The sequence below is a fragment of the Terriglobus tenax genome (assembly GCF_025685395.1).
In the GTDB taxonomy this organism is placed as follows: Bacteria; Acidobacteriota; Terriglobia; order Terriglobales; family Acidobacteriaceae; genus Terriglobus; species Terriglobus tenax.
The window spans coordinates 1,171,584-1,188,196 of sequence record NZ_JAGSYA010000003.1 but is presented as its reverse complement, the minus strand read 5'-3'; the positions used below and the strand labels follow the sequence as shown (position 1 = coordinate 1,188,196).

Here is a 16,613-nt window from a genome sequence, read left to right as displayed (position 1 = left end):
ATGATGAATCAACGCCGGCGTGTAATCGTTATCGTCGCAGTGGTTCTGCTGGGCATTGCCATCACCCTTGTGGTGACTGGCATCGGTTCAAGGAAGCAGGCGCTCGCCGCCCTGCAGACCCGTACGGATGAGTCCTCCATTGAGGATGTCAGCGTCATTATCCCGCGCAGGGGTGACTCCATGCGCACGCTCGATCTACCGGGTGATATCAGCGCCTGGTATGAGGCTCCCATCTACGCCCAGGTCTCTGGCTACGTGAAGATGTGGGACAAGGACTACGGCGCTTCGGTACACCGTGGCGAAATCCTCGCAACCATCAATACACCCAAGCTGGACGCGCAGTACCGTGCGTCCAGCGCCAAGGTAGACGTTGCCACCGCCAAGATGGATCTGGCGGACTTGACCGCGAAACGCTGGAAGAACTTGGAAGGCACACAGGCCGTCTCCAGGCAACAGGTGGACGTGCAGGCAGCCAACGCCCGCACGCAGCATGCTGAAACAGAAGCCGCCAAACATGATCTAGCGCAGTTTGAAGCGCTTGAACGCTTCCGCACCATCGTCGCTCCGTTTGACGGCATTGTCACCGCCCGTAAGGTGAACGTTGGCGACTATGTCAGCGAGGCCGGTGGAGAGCTTGGTGACAAGGGGGATGCAACAGAGTTGTTTACCGTTGCCGATGTCCACAAGCTGCGCATCTTTGTCAGCGTCCCACAGGACTATATCGACATCCTGAAGAAGGGTGTGACCGCGACCATCACCGTGCCGCAGTATCCCGGCCAGGTCTTCCATGCGCAGTTTCTCACCGCGGCATGGGCTCTCGATAAAGACTCCCGCACTGTGACCACAGAACTCGTGATGGACAATCCGGGGAACAAGGTGTGGCCGGGCTCGTACGCGGACGTCCACTTCAGTGTGCCCTCTGAATCTGCCGCCCTGCAGATTCCGGAGAACGCTCTCATCTTCCAGGAGGAAGGCGAACAAATTGCCGTGGTCGACAAATCCAACCACGTCGTCCTGAAGAAAGTAACGGTGGGCCGCAACCTGGGGCAGGATGTCGAGATTCTCGAAGGTCTGTCTCCAGAGGATCGCGTTATCAATAATCCCTCAGCAGGCATGCTGAACGGCGAGGCTGTCAGGATCGTTCCTCACGCAACGCCTGGATACAACCAGGTTGAAACGGCATCCACAGCCTTCAATTCCGGTGAACCAAAAGCCACCACCATCCCCGGCGAGGGACAGTAAGCATGATCAAGAAGATGAGCTTTTCGCCCACGGTAGTTGTCTCGGGCGCTCTCTCCGTGCTGCTTCTGGCTGGTTGCAATCGCCCACCTGCATATAAACCTCCGCAGATGGCGCTTGCTCCCACCTGGAGCGGAGAGGGCGTCTTCAAAGTCGCGACACCGCAGGACGGTGTGCTTCGCAAGGACTGGTGGACGCTGTTCGGAGACTCACAACTTAACCAGCTTGAGACGCAGGCAGCGGCTGCCAACCCTGACTTGCAGGCAGCGGCTGAGCGTTACACCCAGGCCCGTTATCTAACCACCATCGCCGAGTCCCGCCTCTTTCCGCATGTAGGCATAGGGGCAGCGACGACGGACAATAAGAGCTCGGAACACAGACTCTTCCGTTCTCCGCTGGATCCTCTCTATGGAACGGATGAAAGCTACGGAGCGGTCGCCTCGTGGGAGCCTGATATCTGGTCGAAGATCCGCAACACCACGCAGATGCGCAAGGAGATGGCACAGGGAAGCGCCGCGGACCTGGCGTTGACCCGGCTGAGCATTCAGGCAGAGGTCGCCTCGAACTACATGCTTTTGCGTGGTCTCGATGTGCAGGACGCCGTCTACCGGCAATCGATCAGTTCCTACAAGAACGCGGTCGATATTACGCAAACGCGTCTGAAGGGTGAGATTGCTCCACGCTCAGACGTCACACGCGCCCAGAACCAGCTCAGCTCAACCGAGGCGCAGGAGATCAATGTTCGTATGCAGCGTTCGCTGCTTGAACACGCCATTGCCATCCTGACGAATCAGTCGCCCACCACCTTTCACATCGCCCCTGCAGACACCTTCACGGTCCATGTCCCAAGCATTCCCATCGGCGTACCGTCGACTCTGCTCCAGCGCCGGCCGGACATCGCCTCCGCGGAACGCCGTATGGCTGCGGCCAACACGTCAATCGGCGTCTCTAAAGCTGCCTTCTATCCGGACATCAGCATCGGAGCCATGGCCGGGTTCTCGGACGACGGCTTTGGACTCGCCAACCTCGCGAACAGCCTGTGGAGCTATGGCATGAGCGGCGCCCTTCCGTTATTCCAGGGCGGAGCTCGCCGTGCCGAGCTGCAGCGCAGCTACTCGGAGTACCGCCAGACCACCGACGAATATCGCTCCGTTGTACTGAATGCTTTCCGCGAAGTCGAAGACTCGCTCTCGCGCCTGCGCTATCTGCAGGGAGAGGAGGAGAAGCGGCATGAGGCGATGACCGCGGCCGTGCAGACGCAGACCATGCAGATGCAGCTCTACACCGGTGACCTTACCAGCTACCTGGATGTGGTCATGGCACAGATCTCGGCGCTGGATGCGCGCTTGTTCGAGGTGGAAGTGCAAACAGCTCGCTTGGAAGGCGCTGTGGGTATGGTGCGCGCCCTTGGGGGCGGATGGGATCCTTCGGAGCTGCCTACGATGAAGTCAGTTGCTCCGATGAAAGCAACGCAATATCACAACCTGGGCAAGCCGACCCCATAACGGATTAGCGGAAGTTCCCTTGATCACTCCATAGATTCGATGATTGGATATCCCTCTTGAAGATGCGGGCGCCACAAATGAGGTGCCTGCATCTTCAAGCCGCACGAAGAGGATAAGCAAAGTGGTTTACACCACCCGGCCGATGAAGACGCGCAATTAAACCGTGCAATTGCTGATTCTCACTGCTCATCAGGTAGATGTAAAGTACTGAGATGCACTCTTCCTTGAGCCTTCCGCCTTCGAATACGAGTGGAACGAATAGATCACGATGGGTTGTCAGTCTGACAAGCTTCGCGTTTATCGTTTTGCAAAGTGCATGCACGGCCGTCATGGCCATCAGCGGTGTTCGCGTACTCATTGGTCTGGGAGCCCTTGCCGCGGCCGCCGGACTCAATCGCCCAGCGAAGGGCTTTCATGGGGACATGATCAGGATTCCCATGATGATCCTTGCAGTGGCCGGGTCACTCATCAATCTTTATGTACTTTGGCGGATCCGTACGCTCCGCAACCGGCCGTCGGCGCAATGGCGGGCGCAGACCATCCCTTCCAAACAGCGCCGGACCGAATTATTTCAGATCACGTTGGCGCTTTTGTCTTTAGGGCTGGTTATCGCGGAGTGGCTTACTCACCGCATCGTCCACATTGTTTAGGAAGAGCCTTCAGACTCATCTTTTCCGGCTAGCAACTCTTCATTGAGCCGTGCGTGCAGGCGATCACTGAAACCGGCGGGCAGCTCAAAGACACGATCATCTGCCGTGAGAATGACGATGTTCCGGGTCGAGTCCAAAATAGCTGAGCAGATTTCACAGTGATCCAGATGCTTCTGCACCAGTTCACGGGTCTCCGGGGGAAGCGAATTATCCAGGTACTCAGAGATGTAACCCCACACGTGCTTGCACTCTATGACCATGGCATCCACCTCCGTTTCGATTTCGGCGCAACCTGGCGCAATTGGGGCGCGAGTTGCTTTTGAAGCATCATACGTGCACGATGCAGCCGTACCTTGACCGATGAAATACTGATCTGCAAAGCCTCTGCGGTCTCGTTCACGCTTAGTTCCTGGATATCGCGCAAAATGAACACCCCGCGATAGATTTCGGGCAGCGAGGTGACGGCATCCTGCAGCAGCTGACGGACCTCTCCGCGCTCGACCGTCTCCGAGGGAATCTCTTTCCAGTCACGCAGCATTGCCGGAGAGACCGAGCCTCCTTCCTCCACTGGCTCGTCAATAGATTCCATGCGAACCGCTGATTTTTGCCGCAGCCGGCTACGCGCTTCATTCAATGTGATGCTGATAAGCCAGGTACTGAACTTGGCCTCTGCACGAAAGCTCGCAAGGTTGCGGAATGCCTTGAGAAAGGCTTCCTGCGCAATGTCTTCGGCGTCAGCTTCGTTCTTCATGTACGTCAGGGCCATCATGTAAACACTGCGCTCGTAGGGGCGAATCAGCTCGTGGTAGAGCTGAGTATCGCCCGCAAGAATTGAGGCGATCATGCCTTCCTCATCTCTATTGTCGAGCTGATTGTTCATGCGGTGATGCCGATTCCTTTGAGTCGTTTTGCGATGAGTGTATCCAATGCGAAAAAGCCCGCGCCAAAGATGAAGATCATGACGGAAGCGAAGAGAAACGTATACGGATCGGCCACGTAGAACTTGCCGGGATCGGAAAAGACGGACACCAGCGCTTCACGGTCCGCAGTCCAGTATGCAACAAACATGTTACCGGCAAGCAGCAAGGAGATTGGTCGCGAAAACAGCCCAAGCATCAAAAAGATGCCGCCGAAGAGCTCAAGCCCCGAAACAAATGTGGCATTGAAGGCAGGAAACGGAATGTTCAAGCTGGCGAAAAACTCCGTGATTTTGCCGAGATGATGCAGTTTGCCCCACCCCGTCTGTGCGAACTGAAAGCCCCAGTAAAGGCGAACCAGTAAAAGCATTGGCGAACGCAATGCTGAAAGCAGTATTACCCCGCGGCCATAGATCTCGATCATTTTTTTCATCGAACCAACTCCATCTTCCGGTGCATTCAGCAGATTAGAGCCGTGGTTCGCCAGATAGTTACAGCTGGCGATCCCTTTCGATGTGTCGTGGGAGTATAGACGGTCATCGCTGACTTTTTCAGAAACCTTGTAACTCTTTCGGGTTCCGCGCTTCAGATGACCGGCTTCGATTTGTTATGCCGTATCCATCCATACCCCACCAGCGATGGTGGCCAACCCAGAAAGGAATTACCCATGAAGACTTCTTCTGTTAGCTCGCTTGCACTGGCCGCGGCGTTTGCCGGTCTGCTGGCTGGCACCGCCACCCGCCTCAACGCACAACCTGTTACGGGCGTCTCCGATACACCTTCCATCTCCACACATGCAGGGGTTCTGGTTGCCGCTGCGCCTCTTCCCAAGCACGCCTGCAAAGGCCAGAACGACTGCAAGGGTCAGGGTGGCGGCAAGCACCCCGGTAAGAACTCGTGCAAAGGCAAGGGCGACTGTGCCACGGATGGCTCCAAGCCTTCCGGCAAGTAACTATTTGCCCGATAAAGAGGCTCGTGTACCGTCGAGCCTCTTCTTTTCCTCCTTCAAGTATTGGTGAGAGCTATGCCGGCAAATCGTTATAACGGATTCACGGACTATGGGGTTGGAGTTGGTCTTCGCATTCCACACTACGACCACATTCTGTCGGAGAAACCCGTCGTAGACTGGTTCGAGATCATCTCAGAGAATTACATGGTCGATGGCGGGCGCCCACTGCGCATGCTCGACCAGATCCTCGACCAGTATCGTGTCGTACAGCATGGTGTTTCCATGTACTTCGGCTCCACACAGCCGCTCAATCGCGACCACCTGAAGCGACTGAAAGACCTCACGCGACGCACAAAGACTCCGTGGCTTTCAGATCATCTTTGCTGGGGAAGCGTCGATGGCACCTACACCCACGATCTGCTCCCCTTGCCGTACACCTTTGAAGCAGTGCGTATAACGGCGCAACGCATTCGAGAAGTACAGGACTTTCTTGAGATTCCCATTGCCGTCGAAAATGTCAGCAGCTATGCCGAGTTCCACGAGTCGCAGATGACCGAGTGGGAGTTCCTGAATGAAGTCGTTCATCGTGCAGACTGCGGCATCCTGCTTGATGTAAACAATATTTACGTCTCATCGCAGAACCACGGCTTCGATCCGATGGAGTACGTCAATGCTGTCGCCGCTGATCGCGTGGCACAGATTCACATTGCAGGCCACTCGAAGTTCGAGAAGTACATCCTCGACACACACGACCATCCTGTTCTCGACCCCGTTTGGGAGATGTACGCACGTGCCATCGAACGTACCGGCCCAACCGCAACACTGCTGGAATGGGACGACAAGATTCCAAGCTTTGAAGACGTTCACACGGAGGCCCTGAAGGCTAGCCGCTACCTTACTGCTCATCCAAGACTCCGCGTTGACGAGGAGGTAACGGTATGACTCTCCTTGAACTTCAACGACGCATGCGTGAAGATGTCTGCCGTCCGCTTACCCCCGATTTCATGATGCAACAAACTGCCGCAGATGGGTCCGCAATGCATGAGATTGCCGCAAGCTACATTGCACCGAATAATCATCTTTCTTCCTTTGAACGACTTGAGATCTACAACCGGTCATACTGGTTCCGCGCCATGGATGCTGTCTCTGAAGACTTTCCCGCACTACGGGCAGTGATTGGAGACTCACGTTTTGAGGCGCTGATTCTTGCGTATTTACGTGAGAACCCATCTCGTTCGTGGACGCTACGAAACCTGTCCAGCCGTCTGCCTGCATGGTTGGCGAAAAATCCCGGACACGCTGGCCGGCGTCACCGGCTCGCTATCGATGTGGCTCGTTTGGAGTGGGCCTATATTGAAGCTTTCGATAACCGTCTTATGCCTTCGCTCTCCTCCGAAGACCTGGCTTCATTAGGACCCGATAAGACGCTCGCGTTGCAGCCCCACCTTCAATTGCTTGAACTTAGTTATCCAGTCGATGAACTCGTCCTTGCAGTTCATCGCAACGCGCCGGCAAAGGACATCGTCAGCAACACTTCCGTCACACACAAGCACCGGGATAAACTTAGCCTACCCAGTATCCGGCGAAAGACGCTTTACCTTGCAGTTCATCGCTTTGATGACTCCGTCTACTATCGGCGCATCGATCGCGAGGCATTTCTGCTGTTGACAGCGCTACGGGATGGATCAGCGATAATGGATGCGCTACAGGCTGTTTTAGCAGGAAAGAAACAGAAACCTGAGTATACGGTCGCGAAGATCCAGGAGTGCTTCACGCATGCTTCCGAGCTCGGATGGTTCTGCCGCCCTTCGAACGACAACGATCTCTGATTTCCGTCTGTAACCTTTCGCACGGCCCAACAGTCACACGAGAAATTCAACCGATCAGATCGGGACTGGTTGCTCTTATGACGACTTCGACAATACATTCCTCTCTCGTGCGCCGCACCATGGGCGCCCTTCTTATGCTGACCGGCGCTGTGGCAATCAGTGTCTCCTCGGCATTGGCTCAGACCCCTGCCGTCGGTTCCAGGGTGCCGGACTTCACACTCAATACGCCCGTCGGTGCTCCCGTTCGGCTCTCGAAGGAGTTGGGTCGATCAATGACCACCGTGCTCATCATTCTTCGCGGCTTTCCTGGCTACCAGTGCCCGTATTGCCAGAAGCAGATTCATGACCTTATCGAGCACGACGCCGACTTCGCGGCCAAGAAAGCCAATGTCCTCCTCGTCTATCCTGGGCCGCCTGCCGATCTGGACAAACGCGCTCAGGAGGGTCTGGCGAAACAGGCAAACCTTCCCGAAAATATTTCACTTGTCATCGATCCGGACTACACCGTGACAAAGCTCTATGGCCTGCGCTGGGATGCTCCACACGAGACCGCATATCCATCCACGTTCATTCTCGATAGAACCGGCAAAGTGCTCTACAAAAAGATCAGTCACAGTCACGGAGATCGTATCTCTGCCGAGGAAGTGCTGGCTAAAATACCCTAGCGGAGAGGGCGATGAGACTTCATAAATTTCTCAATTGTTTGGCCGGAGGAGCAAGCTAACGTAAAGAGAACTGCCGGTGCTGTTGTTAGCGGAGCTGCTGCCGGATACATAATCTACCGGGTTATCAGGTTCTTGCCCTCTCTTGCGCCTCCATATCCCATAATCCGAGGTAGACATGACTGTTCAATTAGAAAATCCGACTGCACAACGCTTCAACTCGATCTCGTGGCACGACTCCAAGCTGACCGGCCTTTGCTTCTACAAGGCCGGAGAAGAGGAAAAGGTGGCCAAACGATTCGATTCCACTGCTGGTCGAGATCCGCTATCGGCTATCAGGAAGATACTGCTCGATTACATCGCTTATGCCGAGGAGAATCCTTTTGAGTACAGAATCCTGTTCATGTCGATTGAAACGCTTGGAGAGCTAGAGTTAACCCGAGAGGACTTGCAGGAGCGAAATCCAGCCTTTGGAAGCTGCTATGCCCACCCCAATCGAAACTGTTTCAGATTTCTGCGCGACGTTCTTTGAAGACAGCGGAAGGCCTGCTGTCCGTCGCTGGTTCACACCGGACACCCGTTGGGTCAATGAAGGCCTTGCAGTCACCAAGGGCGTCGAAGAGTCCATCGCCCTGATCGACGGACTTGGGGCGTCGATGGGCATCGCGACGGTTCGTATCGACATCCTCGCGATTGCCGCCGACGGATCTCGAGTTCTCACCGAGAGGCTTGACCGGTTCGAGCGTGCGGACGGCAGTGAAATCGGACGCGCGATGGTCATGGGCATCTTCGAGATCGAAGGCGACAAGATTATCGAGTGGAGGGACTACTTCGACGTCAACGCCGTACAGAAATTTGCCGCAGATTGAGGCGTTAACTCACGAGCCAAGTATCAGTGGCCCTCTGCGGGAAATGTTGGGCTGGGAAACAAGTCTGTCACGAAAATCGGATCTTGCGGCTATTTTGTTTTCGCGAGATCGGCCAGTGCGCTCATCACTCGCTCAAAGGGCTTGCAGTCACCTGTTGCAGCATGCAGGATCAGCGATCCCTGCACGCGGGCAATCCAGTCTTCGCCAAATTGGCGCGCCTTCAAGTCTGTCATCCCGCTCTCACGCGCAAGATGGGCAACGGCATCGGTCCAACTGGCGAAGATCTCGTGTGCAAGTTTCTTGCCAGCCGGCCCAATCTCTGAAACCGCAAGTCGTCCGAGAACACATGGATTTTTGCCACTCGCGTAGAGCTGATCGAGCGCAGCGACGATCTTCCGTATCCGCAATTTGAGGGGTTCGTTGGACTTCGCCACGTCAGCAACCGCGGTTTGGATGAATGTCCTGCCTTGTTCCAGAACGGCTTCTGCCATTTGCTCCTTCCCTCGCGGGAAGTGATGGTAGAGACTCGATTTTCCAAGCCCGGTAGCCTGTGACAAATCCGCAAGGGATGCTCCTTCATACCCTCGGTCTTGAAACACGACGAAGAGACGCCCGACGATTTCGGCTTTCTCCTTTGGGTCCAAGGCTGCAGGCATGGCAGGCGTACCTCCGTATAGATCGTTCGTTCTTTAGACATCGTAAGCGATGCATCGCTAAACGCGGAGTTTCTAGGTTGCGGATTCCTCAGCAATAAACTGCTCGTACCCGGCCGCCGAGAGCGTCTCGCCAGTGTTCCCATCCTTCACCGAAACCTTGATGATCCAGGTCTCATTCGCACTCTGGTTCAGGAGTTCGGGCTTAGTCTTGAGTTCGTCATTGACTGCTACGACCTCGCCAGAGACAGGAGAGAACACGCCGCTTACCGACTTGACACTCTCAATGGAGCCAAACGTCCCGTCAGCCTCGACCGTCTGGCCTACCGCCGGAAGTTCGACAAACTTGATGTCACCGAGTGTGTCCTGTGCGTAGTCCGTGATGCCGATGGTTGCGATTTGGCCTTCGAGAAGCATCCACTGGTGGGATTTCGTATAGCGGTAGTCTGTGGGATAACTCATGGTGCTTTTTCCGGATAGAGCCCAGACCTCCGGGGACACAGAGCACATCGCAACTCTCGATCGCTTCTAAGTCACTGAACTTGGCGAAGGAAAGTCCCTGCGATGCCACCGGCGCGCCGCCTATCGATGCGACGGTCACGGTGATGTCGGGCACCATCGACAAGAACTGATGCGGCGCGGTGAAATCGAGCTGTGTGACTTCGTCATAGACGGGAATGACAACAGTAGTCATAGGGATTCTCTTTCATAGAACCGATCCAATTTCGGTAATGGGTGCGGTGAGGTTTACTTTGCCTCACCGCCTCGCGAGCTTTGTTCGTGCGGGATTGTGAGCTACTTCTTGTCGGCAGACTGCTCAATCACGTAATCGAATTTGCCAGGCTGCACGATGAAGAAGAGGCAGTCCGTCTCAGACAGGCACTCCGTGACGTGCGCTTCCTCGCCGCGCTGAAACCAATAGGAGCCTTTTGGCAATGGTTCCGCTTCGGCACCGACAGGGTGATTGGAGCCGACGCCTTCAACGACGACCGCGAAGTAGTCCTCGGTGTGGGTATGGACTGGGCTCTTAAACCCGGCGGGCATACGTACGAAGGTTCCGTGGCGGCCATTCTGCAGATCCCCATAGGCTGGACCTGCGCGCAGTTCACCCTTCTCCGTCTTCACACCGGTGTTGATGAAGGAGATTTCGCTGGCCGGGATGCTGACGGACGGACCTTCATGGACGATTGGTTTGGTTGTGTTTGTGGGGTTTTCTGCGTAGCTCATTGGAGTTCTCCTTGTTTTGCAGCGAGGTGGTCAACTTGAGTGGCGGGAGAGGGTGCGCGATTACTTCGCGCTGTGCTCGTCATAGTTTGTCTTCAGCGGCGTCACGATCGAATCGATGTCAGTCTGGAAGGTGTTGTTGAAGAGGTTGGTGGTAAAGCTGAACGCGGTCTCCGCAACGATGTCGATGATCTGCTCATCGGTGAAGCCCGCCGCGCGTACGGCCGAGAAATCAGCGTCGGTGACATGGCCCCGGTTTTTGGCAACCTGGTAGGCAAACTGCACAGCCGCGTCGGCCTTGGGGTCGGTGGAGTGGCCTTCCCGGTTCAGTTCCATGTCTTCCTGGGACATCTTGTTGAACTTGCCGCCCACGTAGGTGTGCACCGACAGGCAGTAATTGCAGCCGTTCACCTCGGCGGTCATGATGTGAATGCGTTCGCGCGTGTCATGCCCGAGGCTCTTGCCCAAGATCGCGTGCATGTTGGCTTCGGCGCTCAGCACATCGGGAGAGCTTGCGATCAAGCTGAAGAAGTTAGGGGTGACGCCGAGGTTGCGCTCGTAGCGTTCGAGGATGGGCTTGGTGACTGCAGGGGCGGTTTCTTTGGTCGGGATTGCGATGCGTGCCATGTTGTCTCTCCTTGGGCATGGCGTCTTCACTGCGGCACCATGCTGACTTGAAGTTAATGTACCGAACAATCGGTACAAATGCAAATGATCGCCTCTATTATTTGCAGAGCTCCGCAGGCAGAGCTCGCGCCGATATCCCCCGGCGCGGGCGAGGATTTCAAGAATGGTCTTCATGCCGCCACCTCCGCAGGCTGCGCATCAGTGGCGGGTTCAACGTCTTCTGCTGGGAGAGGCGGTTCCAGGGCAGAGAGGATCAGGCTGGCGGTCTGCTGAATGACCTCCAAACTTTCAGCAAGAAGTGAGGCGTTGCCCTGATAGAGATGGATGTAATCAGCGGATGCACTCTGGTTCACCAGACCTACGGCCTTGCCGACGACGAAGGCTACGGCCTCGGCCTCCAGCTCCCGAACCGTCTTCGTCGTTGCAGTGCGCCGCTCCGCCTTGTGCAGCAGTTCGTGCGCGGTTTCATGCACGAGGGTGGAAAACTCTTCGGCCTTGGACTGGCCGGGCAGAACCGCGATGCGACCGCCGTAGCTGATACCAAGCGCGGGCGCGATGTTCGCGTTATAGACAAACTGAATCCCCCGGCCTTTGAGGAATGCGGCAAGGCGCTCGATATTCTCTCCGGGATCGCCCGTCGCCTCGTGCAGATTGGGAAGGTCTACGCCGTTGGTCTGGGAGATATCGAAAACGTAGGCATTGCGGAAGCCAAGCAAGACCCGCGTGTTCTGCTTGGTGATGTCCTTCTCCGCTTCCTCGTCCTTCTTCCGACGAACTCCGATGATGGGAGCCAGGATGCGAATCCCTTTGGCTCCGGCATTGACATTGCGTCCGAGTTTCTTCCAACTCCAGAACCCGGCAACGGGTGAGGGCGTCGGAATGTCCTGCCTCCAGCTGTTCAATCAAGAGCGTGATATTGGCGGCGATCAGTTCCTGCTTGTTGGAAGGCTTCCTGCTGTCGATGGGGGTGGCTGTGGTGCTCATGGTGTTGTTTCTCCTTTGCTTTTGCCTTTCCGTGTAGAAACGCGGCATGCAAATGCCGAACGCCCACGTGGCGAACGGCGGGGCGGCAAGGCGCAATGGGGAGCGGGTATCGCCCACCCGCAGCGAAGCGAAGGGCCAGCGGAGCGCAGTGATTTTCGGAACGAAATTATGGGGAAACCCCTTGCGCCGCGCCAGGGCGGAGCCCTCAGCAGGTACCGAAGACATGGTTTACACGCAGGACCGGAGACAGGGTTTACAGATATGCGAGGAGTGGATCTTCACCGAAGGCGTAACGCAGGAAGATGCGTTTAGGCCCTGGAAAGAGAGTCGCGTTGTGGACCAACGCTTGCAGTTCTCATTGAACTATCAGAAGGAGGAGAATTTGCTGACCGGTTTGCGTCATGAGTCCGGCATCTCACGACCAAGCGCTCGACCAGGACTTCGTCCGTAACCTCGGGGCGGGATAGACAGCCCGAAAGTGCTTCGCATCCCACTCGCGTCTCAAAACCTTTAGGTGCGTTCCAAGATGTCGACTCGCCGGGATTGATCTGGTCGATGAGCGCATTGGCGATTTTGCGCTTATCTAAAAGCCGAGCTGATCTTTCCAAAGCTGTCGTCAGTCAGGGGGCCATGACGAGAAAGCCGTTTTCAAAACTGAGGTGCCTTTCCCGTCAACTTCTAGAAGCGGCCCGATGTAATCAACACAATTTGCTCTCGTATCCATTCCGATGCCGGTTCTTTATCTACATGTGAGGGCCACATAACGGTTACAGGGGGTAGTTGATTCTCAAACGGAGCTTCGCAGCTTTGAAGCTTGAACATTCCCGCAAAGCGCTGGACAATCCATCGCGGAAGGGTCGCAATCAAAGGAGCTCGCTCTACAGCAGCAAGAATGCTGAGGAACTCAGGCGCTGCGACTGCAACATCAATCTGCAGATCGTGTTGCCGGAATACCTGGTCGAGACAGCCTCCAAGGTCCTGACTCTGTGAAACGAGGGCGTGACGAGCGGACCGGTAATGCTTCAGCGTTAGTCTCTTAGGAAAATTGAGCAGCTTTGGGTTGTAGCAGCACATCAGGGATTGCCCGAACAGCTCCCTTCTCCGGAAGCGGCTCTGCTCGCTGTGAAAACAGCCAACCGCGAAGTCAATGCTTTGATCGTCAAGCATACGAGCAACTGTCTCGGGAGAGGTGGTACGAGCGTGCAACCGCATCTTCGGAGCGCGCTCACGCAGATGTTCTGCTAGCAGTGGGATAAGAAGCACCTCAATCTCGCTGTAGCAACCGATTCGGAAGGTACGCTCCTCAAGCATAGGGTCGAAACCCTGCGAGGTCAGAAGCAGTTGATGCGCTTGAGAAAGAACCTTGCTTATGCCTTGGGCAAGGCTACAGGCTCGGGGCGTAGGCCGCATCGACTGTCCGATTCGAACGAACAGATCATCCTGCAGAAGGAGACGCAAGGTCGAGAGACTATGACTCACTGCGGGCTGGTGGACGCGCAGTCTCGCTGCTGCCTTGGTAACACTTCGCTCCTTCATCAATGCGTCGAACACAAGCATCAGATTGAGATCGAAGTTCCGTAGATTGAAGTGATCGATGACCTCCACTTGCCGCGACGTATTCGTTTCGTCTTGCTCCGGCAATTCAAGTACTCCGATCATGGGCCTCCTTCTTCGCTCCCTCAAAGAATCATGCTTTACACACTAATATACGAAATATCGATAATTAGTATCGGTCGTATCGATTTGAAATATGACAGAGCACGGCATAAGTTTGCCACAGGAGCTTGACACATGACAGATCAGAAAAAGATTGCGTTGATTACGGGCGCGAATAAAGGAATTGGCTTTGAGACAGCCTTGCAACTGGGTAAACAAGGCATCACTGTTGTGGTCGCCGCCCGCGATGAGGCCAAGGTTCAGCAGACAGCCTCGACGCTCAAAGAGGTTGGCGTGGACGTTTATCCACTCGTCCTGGACATGACACGACACACCGACTTCGACCACGCATATCAATTCCTTGAGTCCACATTCGGCAAGCTCGACATCCTCGTCAACAATGCCGGAATTGCAGAAAGCGACCGCTGGGTGGAGAACTCATCCACTACCGTTACGCAGGACACGCTGCACCGCGTCTTCAACACAAACTTCTTTGGCCTGATCGCACTGACGCAAAAGCTCCTTCCACTGATCCGCCAAAGTCCCGCTGGCCGCATCGTGAACGTCTCCAGCATCATGGGTTCGCTTACCCTGCATGCGGATCCCGCATCGCCCATCTATGCCGGCAAGGTCCTTGCCTACAACGCGTCCAAGGCTGCGCTCAACCTCTTCACCATTCATCTTGCCGTCGATCTGAAGGACACGCCCATCAAGGTAAACTCGGCCCATCCCGGTTGGGTAAAAACAGAGCTTGGGACGCAATATGCTCCGATGGAGATTGCTGATGGAGCCAAGACCTCGGTCCGCCTCGCCACCCTCCCCGCCGATGGTCCAACCGGGGGGTACTACTTCATGAAAGAAAGCTTGCCCTGGTAACTTCGTTTCCATCTCGCTTCTTTTGTGCAAGCAGTGTTGCGGGAGCTCTCGAGTGCTTCAACGCTCATTTTCGGAGCGTTGCTATGGATTCTGTCGGTGCTCAGTCGGTTGTGAAATGGCTAGTGGCCATATATCCGGTTCCTCATCTTTGGAACCGCAGAAGCTCCACTGACACATTCAGGCCAATGCACTCATCGAGCTAGACTTGAGCCGATATCGGGAAATTAGTTCTCTGAAACGTCGTTTTCGTCAGTTGGTTATACGCGGCGGCGACATCGTTGCAAAGCCAGAAAGCGTTGAAAGAATGACTAGGAGTGGAAATCCATGTGGGATTCACATTCCCAATGCTTCAACGGCGAGCGATACTCGAAAGGGCGCTAAACCATCGTTTTTACTGGGTTTCAGAAATTCTAAGTAGTGCGAGAAAGTGCGCCGAGGTACGCGCTTCCCTGCTCCAGGGATTCATTCGTGTTGATTACAAAAAAGGATATAACTTATTTCCACAGTCGGACCCACACTTGTACCTATACATTTTTCGGATGCTCTCGACGTTCTCGGCAATTGAACCTCCGATCCGGTTGTACTTAGAGCACATGCCCTTGTTTGATCACTTGTCTAGTTACCGCACCCCAGAAAAATGCCCGTGGCTTTCGCCACGGGCTGCCAGTCGGAAACACTACCTCTGTTGTTTTATGAACGATAGAGTTCTGTCGGATTTCCGGCAAAGTGCTGTACAAGAGCAGCATGCTTTCCGGGCGTCTCTTCCATGCACTTTGCGAATGCAACCTGGAACTTCTTCATCTCATCCGCAGTGCCCACCGTAATGCGGCAATACGTCGGCATCTTTGGCCATGTACGTCCAATCGACACACCTTCTTTGAGCATGGCAATCTGCATCTCTTTACCCGGACGTCCGGTATCGACAAAGAACATATTCGCCTGTGATCCAGGAATAAACTTGTATCCCTTCTTGCTCAGGAATTCGAGCGTCTCGCTGCGAATGTCTGCGTTCTCTTTCCGCCTCGTGGGTACGACTGTCTTGTCCTGTAAGCTTGCCAATGCTGCCGCCGAAGCCATCATGGAGACACTGGCTACGCTGCGCAGCTTGATGAAGGGGGAGATTGTCTGGAACCGTGCGATATATTCAGGCTTGGCAAACACGAACCCAGCGCGGATACCCGCCATGCCATACAGCTTGGAGAAGGTACGCACCACGATGATGTCCTGATCGGCCGCAACCAAGTCAATGCATGAATCATCCGGCGAAAAATGGTGATAGGCTTCATCAACAATCACCACCGATCCCGGGTTCTTGTTCTTCAGCAACCACTTGATGTCTTCCTTTGGAGTCATGGTGCCGGTGGGGTTATTCGGATTGCAGATGTAGTAGACGCCGGCCTTAGGATCAGCAGCGAGCATGGCCTTCACATCGTGCGCGAACGTAGACGTCAATGGGACGAACTTGATCGGTGCCTTACAGGCATCGGCGGCCCAAGGCCCTTGCTCGTATCCCGGATCTCCACAGATGATGCCTTTGTCCGGACCGATGTTGGACATCAGAGCCATATCCAGCGGACCGGTAGAGCCGGGGTAAAACTCTACATAACCTGGCTTCAGAGAAAACTCTTTGCTAATCAGATCGACAACCTGATTGCCAAGATGCTGCTTGTCATAACGTCCGCCAGTTGGCCCGGTCTTTGCCATGAGTTCCAGCGCGGCAGTGCAGGGGCCATGCGGATTCTCATTGCTACTGATCCATACGGTCACACCGCCGTTTTGTGCTGTAAGCCGGCTTATCTCGCCGAGTTCCTTACGGCGGGCCTCGCCATCCATACCGGCTTTTGCCTGCTGAGCAAGCATTGCGGGCGAGAATGCAGCGGCGGCAGCGCCGGCACCGAATGTACGGACGAAATTACGGCGTGAGATGGCTGAGTTAAAGATTGAATTACGGTCCATAATCTACTTGTTCTCCC

Annotated in this window: 19 protein-coding genes and 2 pseudogenes; 11 read left to right on the top strand and 10 right to left on the bottom strand. The window is 55.2% G+C overall.

Annotated elements, in window-relative coordinates:
* The 3 genes from OHL13_RS04965 (at position 1) to OHL13_RS04955 (ending at position 3,394) form a co-directional block, all read left to right on the top strand.
* A complete protein-coding gene (locus OHL13_RS04965) occupies positions 1 to 1,242 on the top strand; it encodes an efflux RND transporter periplasmic adaptor subunit (protein WP_263408998.1) in 1,242 nt (413 codons plus the stop codon).
* A gap of 2 nt (positions 1,243 to 1,244) precedes the next feature.
* A complete protein-coding gene (locus OHL13_RS04960; RefSeq protein ID WP_263408997.1) occupies positions 1,245 to 2,744 on the top strand; it encodes an efflux transporter outer membrane subunit in 1,500 nt (499 codons plus the stop codon).
* Positions 2,745 to 3,073: 329 nt separating this feature from the next.
* Entirely contained in the window at positions 3,074 to 3,394 is a 321-nt protein-coding gene (locus OHL13_RS04955) for a hypothetical protein (RefSeq protein WP_263408996.1), read from the top strand.
* Here the strand turns inward: OHL13_RS04955 and OHL13_RS04950 are convergent.
* From OHL13_RS04950 to OHL13_RS04940, 3 genes are read right to left on the bottom strand one after another with little or no spacing between them, the layout of a single operon-like run.
* A complete protein-coding gene (locus tag OHL13_RS04950) occupies positions 3,391 to 3,633 on the bottom strand; it encodes an anti-sigma factor family protein (RefSeq protein WP_399255232.1) in 243 nt (80 codons plus the stop codon). The two genes, OHL13_RS04955 and OHL13_RS04950, sit on opposite strands and share 4 nt — an antisense overlap.
* 11 nt (positions 3,634 to 3,644) lie before the next feature.
* Complete coding sequence (locus OHL13_RS04945; protein WP_263408995.1) at positions 3,645 to 4,274, bottom strand: sigma-70 family RNA polymerase sigma factor; 630 nt, start codon at positions 4,272 to 4,274, stop codon at positions 3,645 to 3,647.
* Complete coding sequence (locus OHL13_RS04940; RefSeq protein WP_263408994.1) at positions 4,271 to 4,744, bottom strand: DoxX family protein; 474 nt, start codon at positions 4,742 to 4,744, stop codon at positions 4,271 to 4,273. Before OHL13_RS04940 ends, OHL13_RS04945 begins: the two co-directional genes overlap by 4 nt.
* 234 nt (positions 4,745 to 4,978) lie before the next feature.
* On the opposite strand from OHL13_RS04940, the gene OHL13_RS04935 reads away from it, so the two are divergent.
* From OHL13_RS04935 to OHL13_RS04910, 7 genes and pseudogenes are all read left to right on the top strand, one after another.
* A complete protein-coding gene (locus tag OHL13_RS04935) occupies positions 4,979 to 5,263 on the top strand; it encodes a hypothetical protein (protein ID WP_263408993.1) in 285 nt (94 codons plus the stop codon).
* Positions 5,264 to 5,335: 72 nt separating this feature from the next.
* The gene (bufB, locus tag OHL13_RS04930; RefSeq protein WP_263408992.1) at positions 5,336 to 6,202 is read left to right on the top strand and encodes an MNIO family bufferin maturase; all 867 of its coding nucleotides are present in this window, start codon (positions 5,336 to 5,338) and stop codon (positions 6,200 to 6,202) included.
* The gene (locus OHL13_RS04925; protein ID WP_263408991.1) at positions 6,199 to 7,089 is read left to right on the top strand and encodes an HvfC/BufC N-terminal domain-containing protein; all 891 of its coding nucleotides are present in this window, start codon (positions 6,199 to 6,201) and stop codon (positions 7,087 to 7,089) included. The genes bufB and OHL13_RS04925 overlap by 4 nt, the downstream gene beginning before the upstream one ends.
* Positions 7,090 to 7,166: 77 nt before the next feature.
* A complete protein-coding gene (locus OHL13_RS04920; protein WP_263408990.1) occupies positions 7,167 to 7,754 on the top strand; it encodes a peroxiredoxin family protein in 588 nt (195 codons plus the stop codon).
* Between the two features lie 21 nt (positions 7,755 to 7,775).
* Positions 7,776 to 7,898, top strand: a pseudogene (locus OHL13_RS18705) (hypothetical protein); the annotation flags it as partial.
* 31 nt (positions 7,899 to 7,929) lie between these two features.
* Positions 7,930 to 8,283, top strand: coding sequence for a hypothetical protein (locus tag OHL13_RS04915; protein ID WP_263408989.1), 354 nt, complete (start codon positions 7,930 to 7,932; stop codon positions 8,281 to 8,283).
* Positions 8,234 to 8,620, top strand: coding sequence for a limonene-1,2-epoxide hydrolase family protein (locus OHL13_RS04910; RefSeq protein WP_263408988.1), 387 nt, complete (start codon positions 8,234 to 8,236; stop codon positions 8,618 to 8,620). The genes OHL13_RS04915 and OHL13_RS04910 overlap by 50 nt, the downstream gene beginning before the upstream one ends.
* An 89-nt stretch (positions 8,621 to 8,709) precedes the next feature.
* Here the strand turns inward: OHL13_RS04910 and OHL13_RS04905 are convergent, their stop codons facing one another.
* The 6 genes and pseudogenes from OHL13_RS04905 to OHL13_RS04880 all read right to left on the bottom strand — a co-directional run bounded on the left by OHL13_RS04905 (position 8,710) and on the right by OHL13_RS04880 (position 13,767).
* On the bottom strand, positions 8,710 to 9,276 hold the full coding sequence (locus tag OHL13_RS04905) for a TetR/AcrR family transcriptional regulator (RefSeq protein ID WP_263408987.1): 567 nt from the start codon (positions 9,274 to 9,276) through the stop codon (positions 8,710 to 8,712).
* A 72-nt stretch (positions 9,277 to 9,348) separates the two neighbouring features.
* Positions 9,349 to 9,735: a glycine cleavage system protein GcvH gene (gene gcvH / locus OHL13_RS04900; protein ID WP_263408986.1), complete on the bottom strand. Its 387-nt coding sequence runs from the start codon at positions 9,733 to 9,735 to the stop codon at positions 9,349 to 9,351.
* Positions 9,736 to 10,068: 333 nt separating this feature from the next.
* Positions 10,069 to 10,500 carry a DUF4437 domain-containing protein gene (locus tag OHL13_RS04895; RefSeq protein ID WP_263408985.1) on the bottom strand — a complete coding sequence of 144 codons (432 nt, stop codon included), beginning with the start codon at positions 10,498 to 10,500 and terminating at the stop codon, positions 10,069 to 10,071.
* A 60-nt stretch (positions 10,501 to 10,560) separates the two neighbouring features.
* Positions 10,561 to 11,124 carry a carboxymuconolactone decarboxylase family protein gene (locus OHL13_RS04890; protein ID WP_263408984.1) on the bottom strand — a complete coding sequence of 188 codons (564 nt, stop codon included), beginning with the start codon at positions 11,122 to 11,124 and terminating at the stop codon, positions 10,561 to 10,563.
* A gap of 170 nt (positions 11,125 to 11,294) precedes the next feature.
* Positions 11,295 to 12,108 (bottom strand): annotated as a pseudogene (locus OHL13_RS04885) (DUF1738 domain-containing protein).
* 678 nt (positions 12,109 to 12,786) lie between these two features.
* On the bottom strand, positions 12,787 to 13,767 hold the full coding sequence (locus OHL13_RS04880) for a LysR substrate-binding domain-containing protein (RefSeq protein WP_263408983.1): 981 nt from the start codon (positions 13,765 to 13,767) through the stop codon (positions 12,787 to 12,789).
* A 132-nt stretch (positions 13,768 to 13,899) separates the two neighbouring features.
* On the opposite strand from OHL13_RS04880, the gene OHL13_RS04875 reads away from it, so the two are divergent.
* A complete protein-coding gene (locus OHL13_RS04875) occupies positions 13,900 to 14,640 on the top strand; it encodes an SDR family oxidoreductase (RefSeq protein ID WP_263408982.1) in 741 nt (246 codons plus the stop codon).
* 690 nt (positions 14,641 to 15,330) lie between these two features.
* Here the strand turns inward: OHL13_RS04875 and OHL13_RS04870 are convergent.
* Positions 15,331 to 16,596, bottom strand: coding sequence for an aminotransferase class I/II-fold pyridoxal phosphate-dependent enzyme (locus OHL13_RS04870; protein WP_263408981.1), 1,266 nt, complete (start codon positions 16,594 to 16,596; stop codon positions 15,331 to 15,333).
* Positions 16,597 to 16,613 lie beyond the last annotated feature (17 nt).

Bases quoted from the DNA above. Each gene is read 5' to 3' on its own strand.
- OHL13_RS04965 (WP_263408998.1), top strand. From the start codon at position 1: ATGATGAATCAACGCCGGCGTGTAATCGTTATCGTCGCAGTGGTTCTG.
- OHL13_RS04960 (WP_263408997.1), top strand. From the start codon at position 1,245: ATGATCAAGAAGATGAGCTTTTCGCCCACGGTAGTTGTCTCGGGCGCT.
- OHL13_RS04955 (WP_263408996.1), top strand. From the start codon at position 3,074: ATGGCCATCAGCGGTGTTCGCGTACTCATTGGTCTGGGAGCCCTTGCC.
- OHL13_RS04945 (WP_263408995.1), bottom strand. From the start codon at position 4,274: ATGAACAATCAGCTCGACAATAGAGATGAGGAAGGCATGATCGCCTCA.
- OHL13_RS04940 (WP_263408994.1), bottom strand. From the start codon at position 4,744: ATGAAAAAAATGATCGAGATCTATGGCCGCGGGGTAATACTGCTTTCA.
- OHL13_RS04935 (WP_263408993.1), top strand. From the start codon at position 4,979: ATGAAGACTTCTTCTGTTAGCTCGCTTGCACTGGCCGCGGCGTTTGCC.
- bufB (WP_263408992.1), top strand. From the start codon at position 5,336: ATGCCGGCAAATCGTTATAACGGATTCACGGACTATGGGGTTGGAGTT.
- OHL13_RS04925 (WP_263408991.1), top strand. From the start codon at position 6,199: ATGACTCTCCTTGAACTTCAACGACGCATGCGTGAAGATGTCTGCCGT.
- OHL13_RS04920 (WP_263408990.1), top strand. From the start codon at position 7,167: ATGACGACTTCGACAATACATTCCTCTCTCGTGCGCCGCACCATGGGC.
- OHL13_RS04915 (WP_263408989.1), top strand. From the start codon at position 7,930: ATGACTGTTCAATTAGAAAATCCGACTGCACAACGCTTCAACTCGATC.
- OHL13_RS04910 (WP_263408988.1), top strand. From the start codon at position 8,234: ATGCCCACCCCAATCGAAACTGTTTCAGATTTCTGCGCGACGTTCTTT.
- OHL13_RS04905 (WP_263408987.1), bottom strand. From the start codon at position 9,276: ATGCCTGCAGCCTTGGACCCAAAGGAGAAAGCCGAAATCGTCGGGCGT.
- gcvH (WP_263408986.1), bottom strand. From the start codon at position 9,735: ATGAGTTATCCCACAGACTACCGCTATACGAAATCCCACCAGTGGATG.
- OHL13_RS04895 (WP_263408985.1), bottom strand. From the start codon at position 10,500: ATGAGCTACGCAGAAAACCCCACAAACACAACCAAACCAATCGTCCAT.
- OHL13_RS04890 (WP_263408984.1), bottom strand. From the start codon at position 11,124: ATGGCACGCATCGCAATCCCGACCAAAGAAACCGCCCCTGCAGTCACC.
- OHL13_RS04880 (WP_263408983.1), bottom strand. From the start codon at position 13,767: ATGATCGGAGTACTTGAATTGCCGGAGCAAGACGAAACGAATACGTCG.
- OHL13_RS04875 (WP_263408982.1), top strand. From the start codon at position 13,900: ATGACAGATCAGAAAAAGATTGCGTTGATTACGGGCGCGAATAAAGGA.
- OHL13_RS04870 (WP_263408981.1), bottom strand. From the start codon at position 16,596: ATGGACCGTAATTCAATCTTTAACTCAGCCATCTCACGCCGTAATTTC.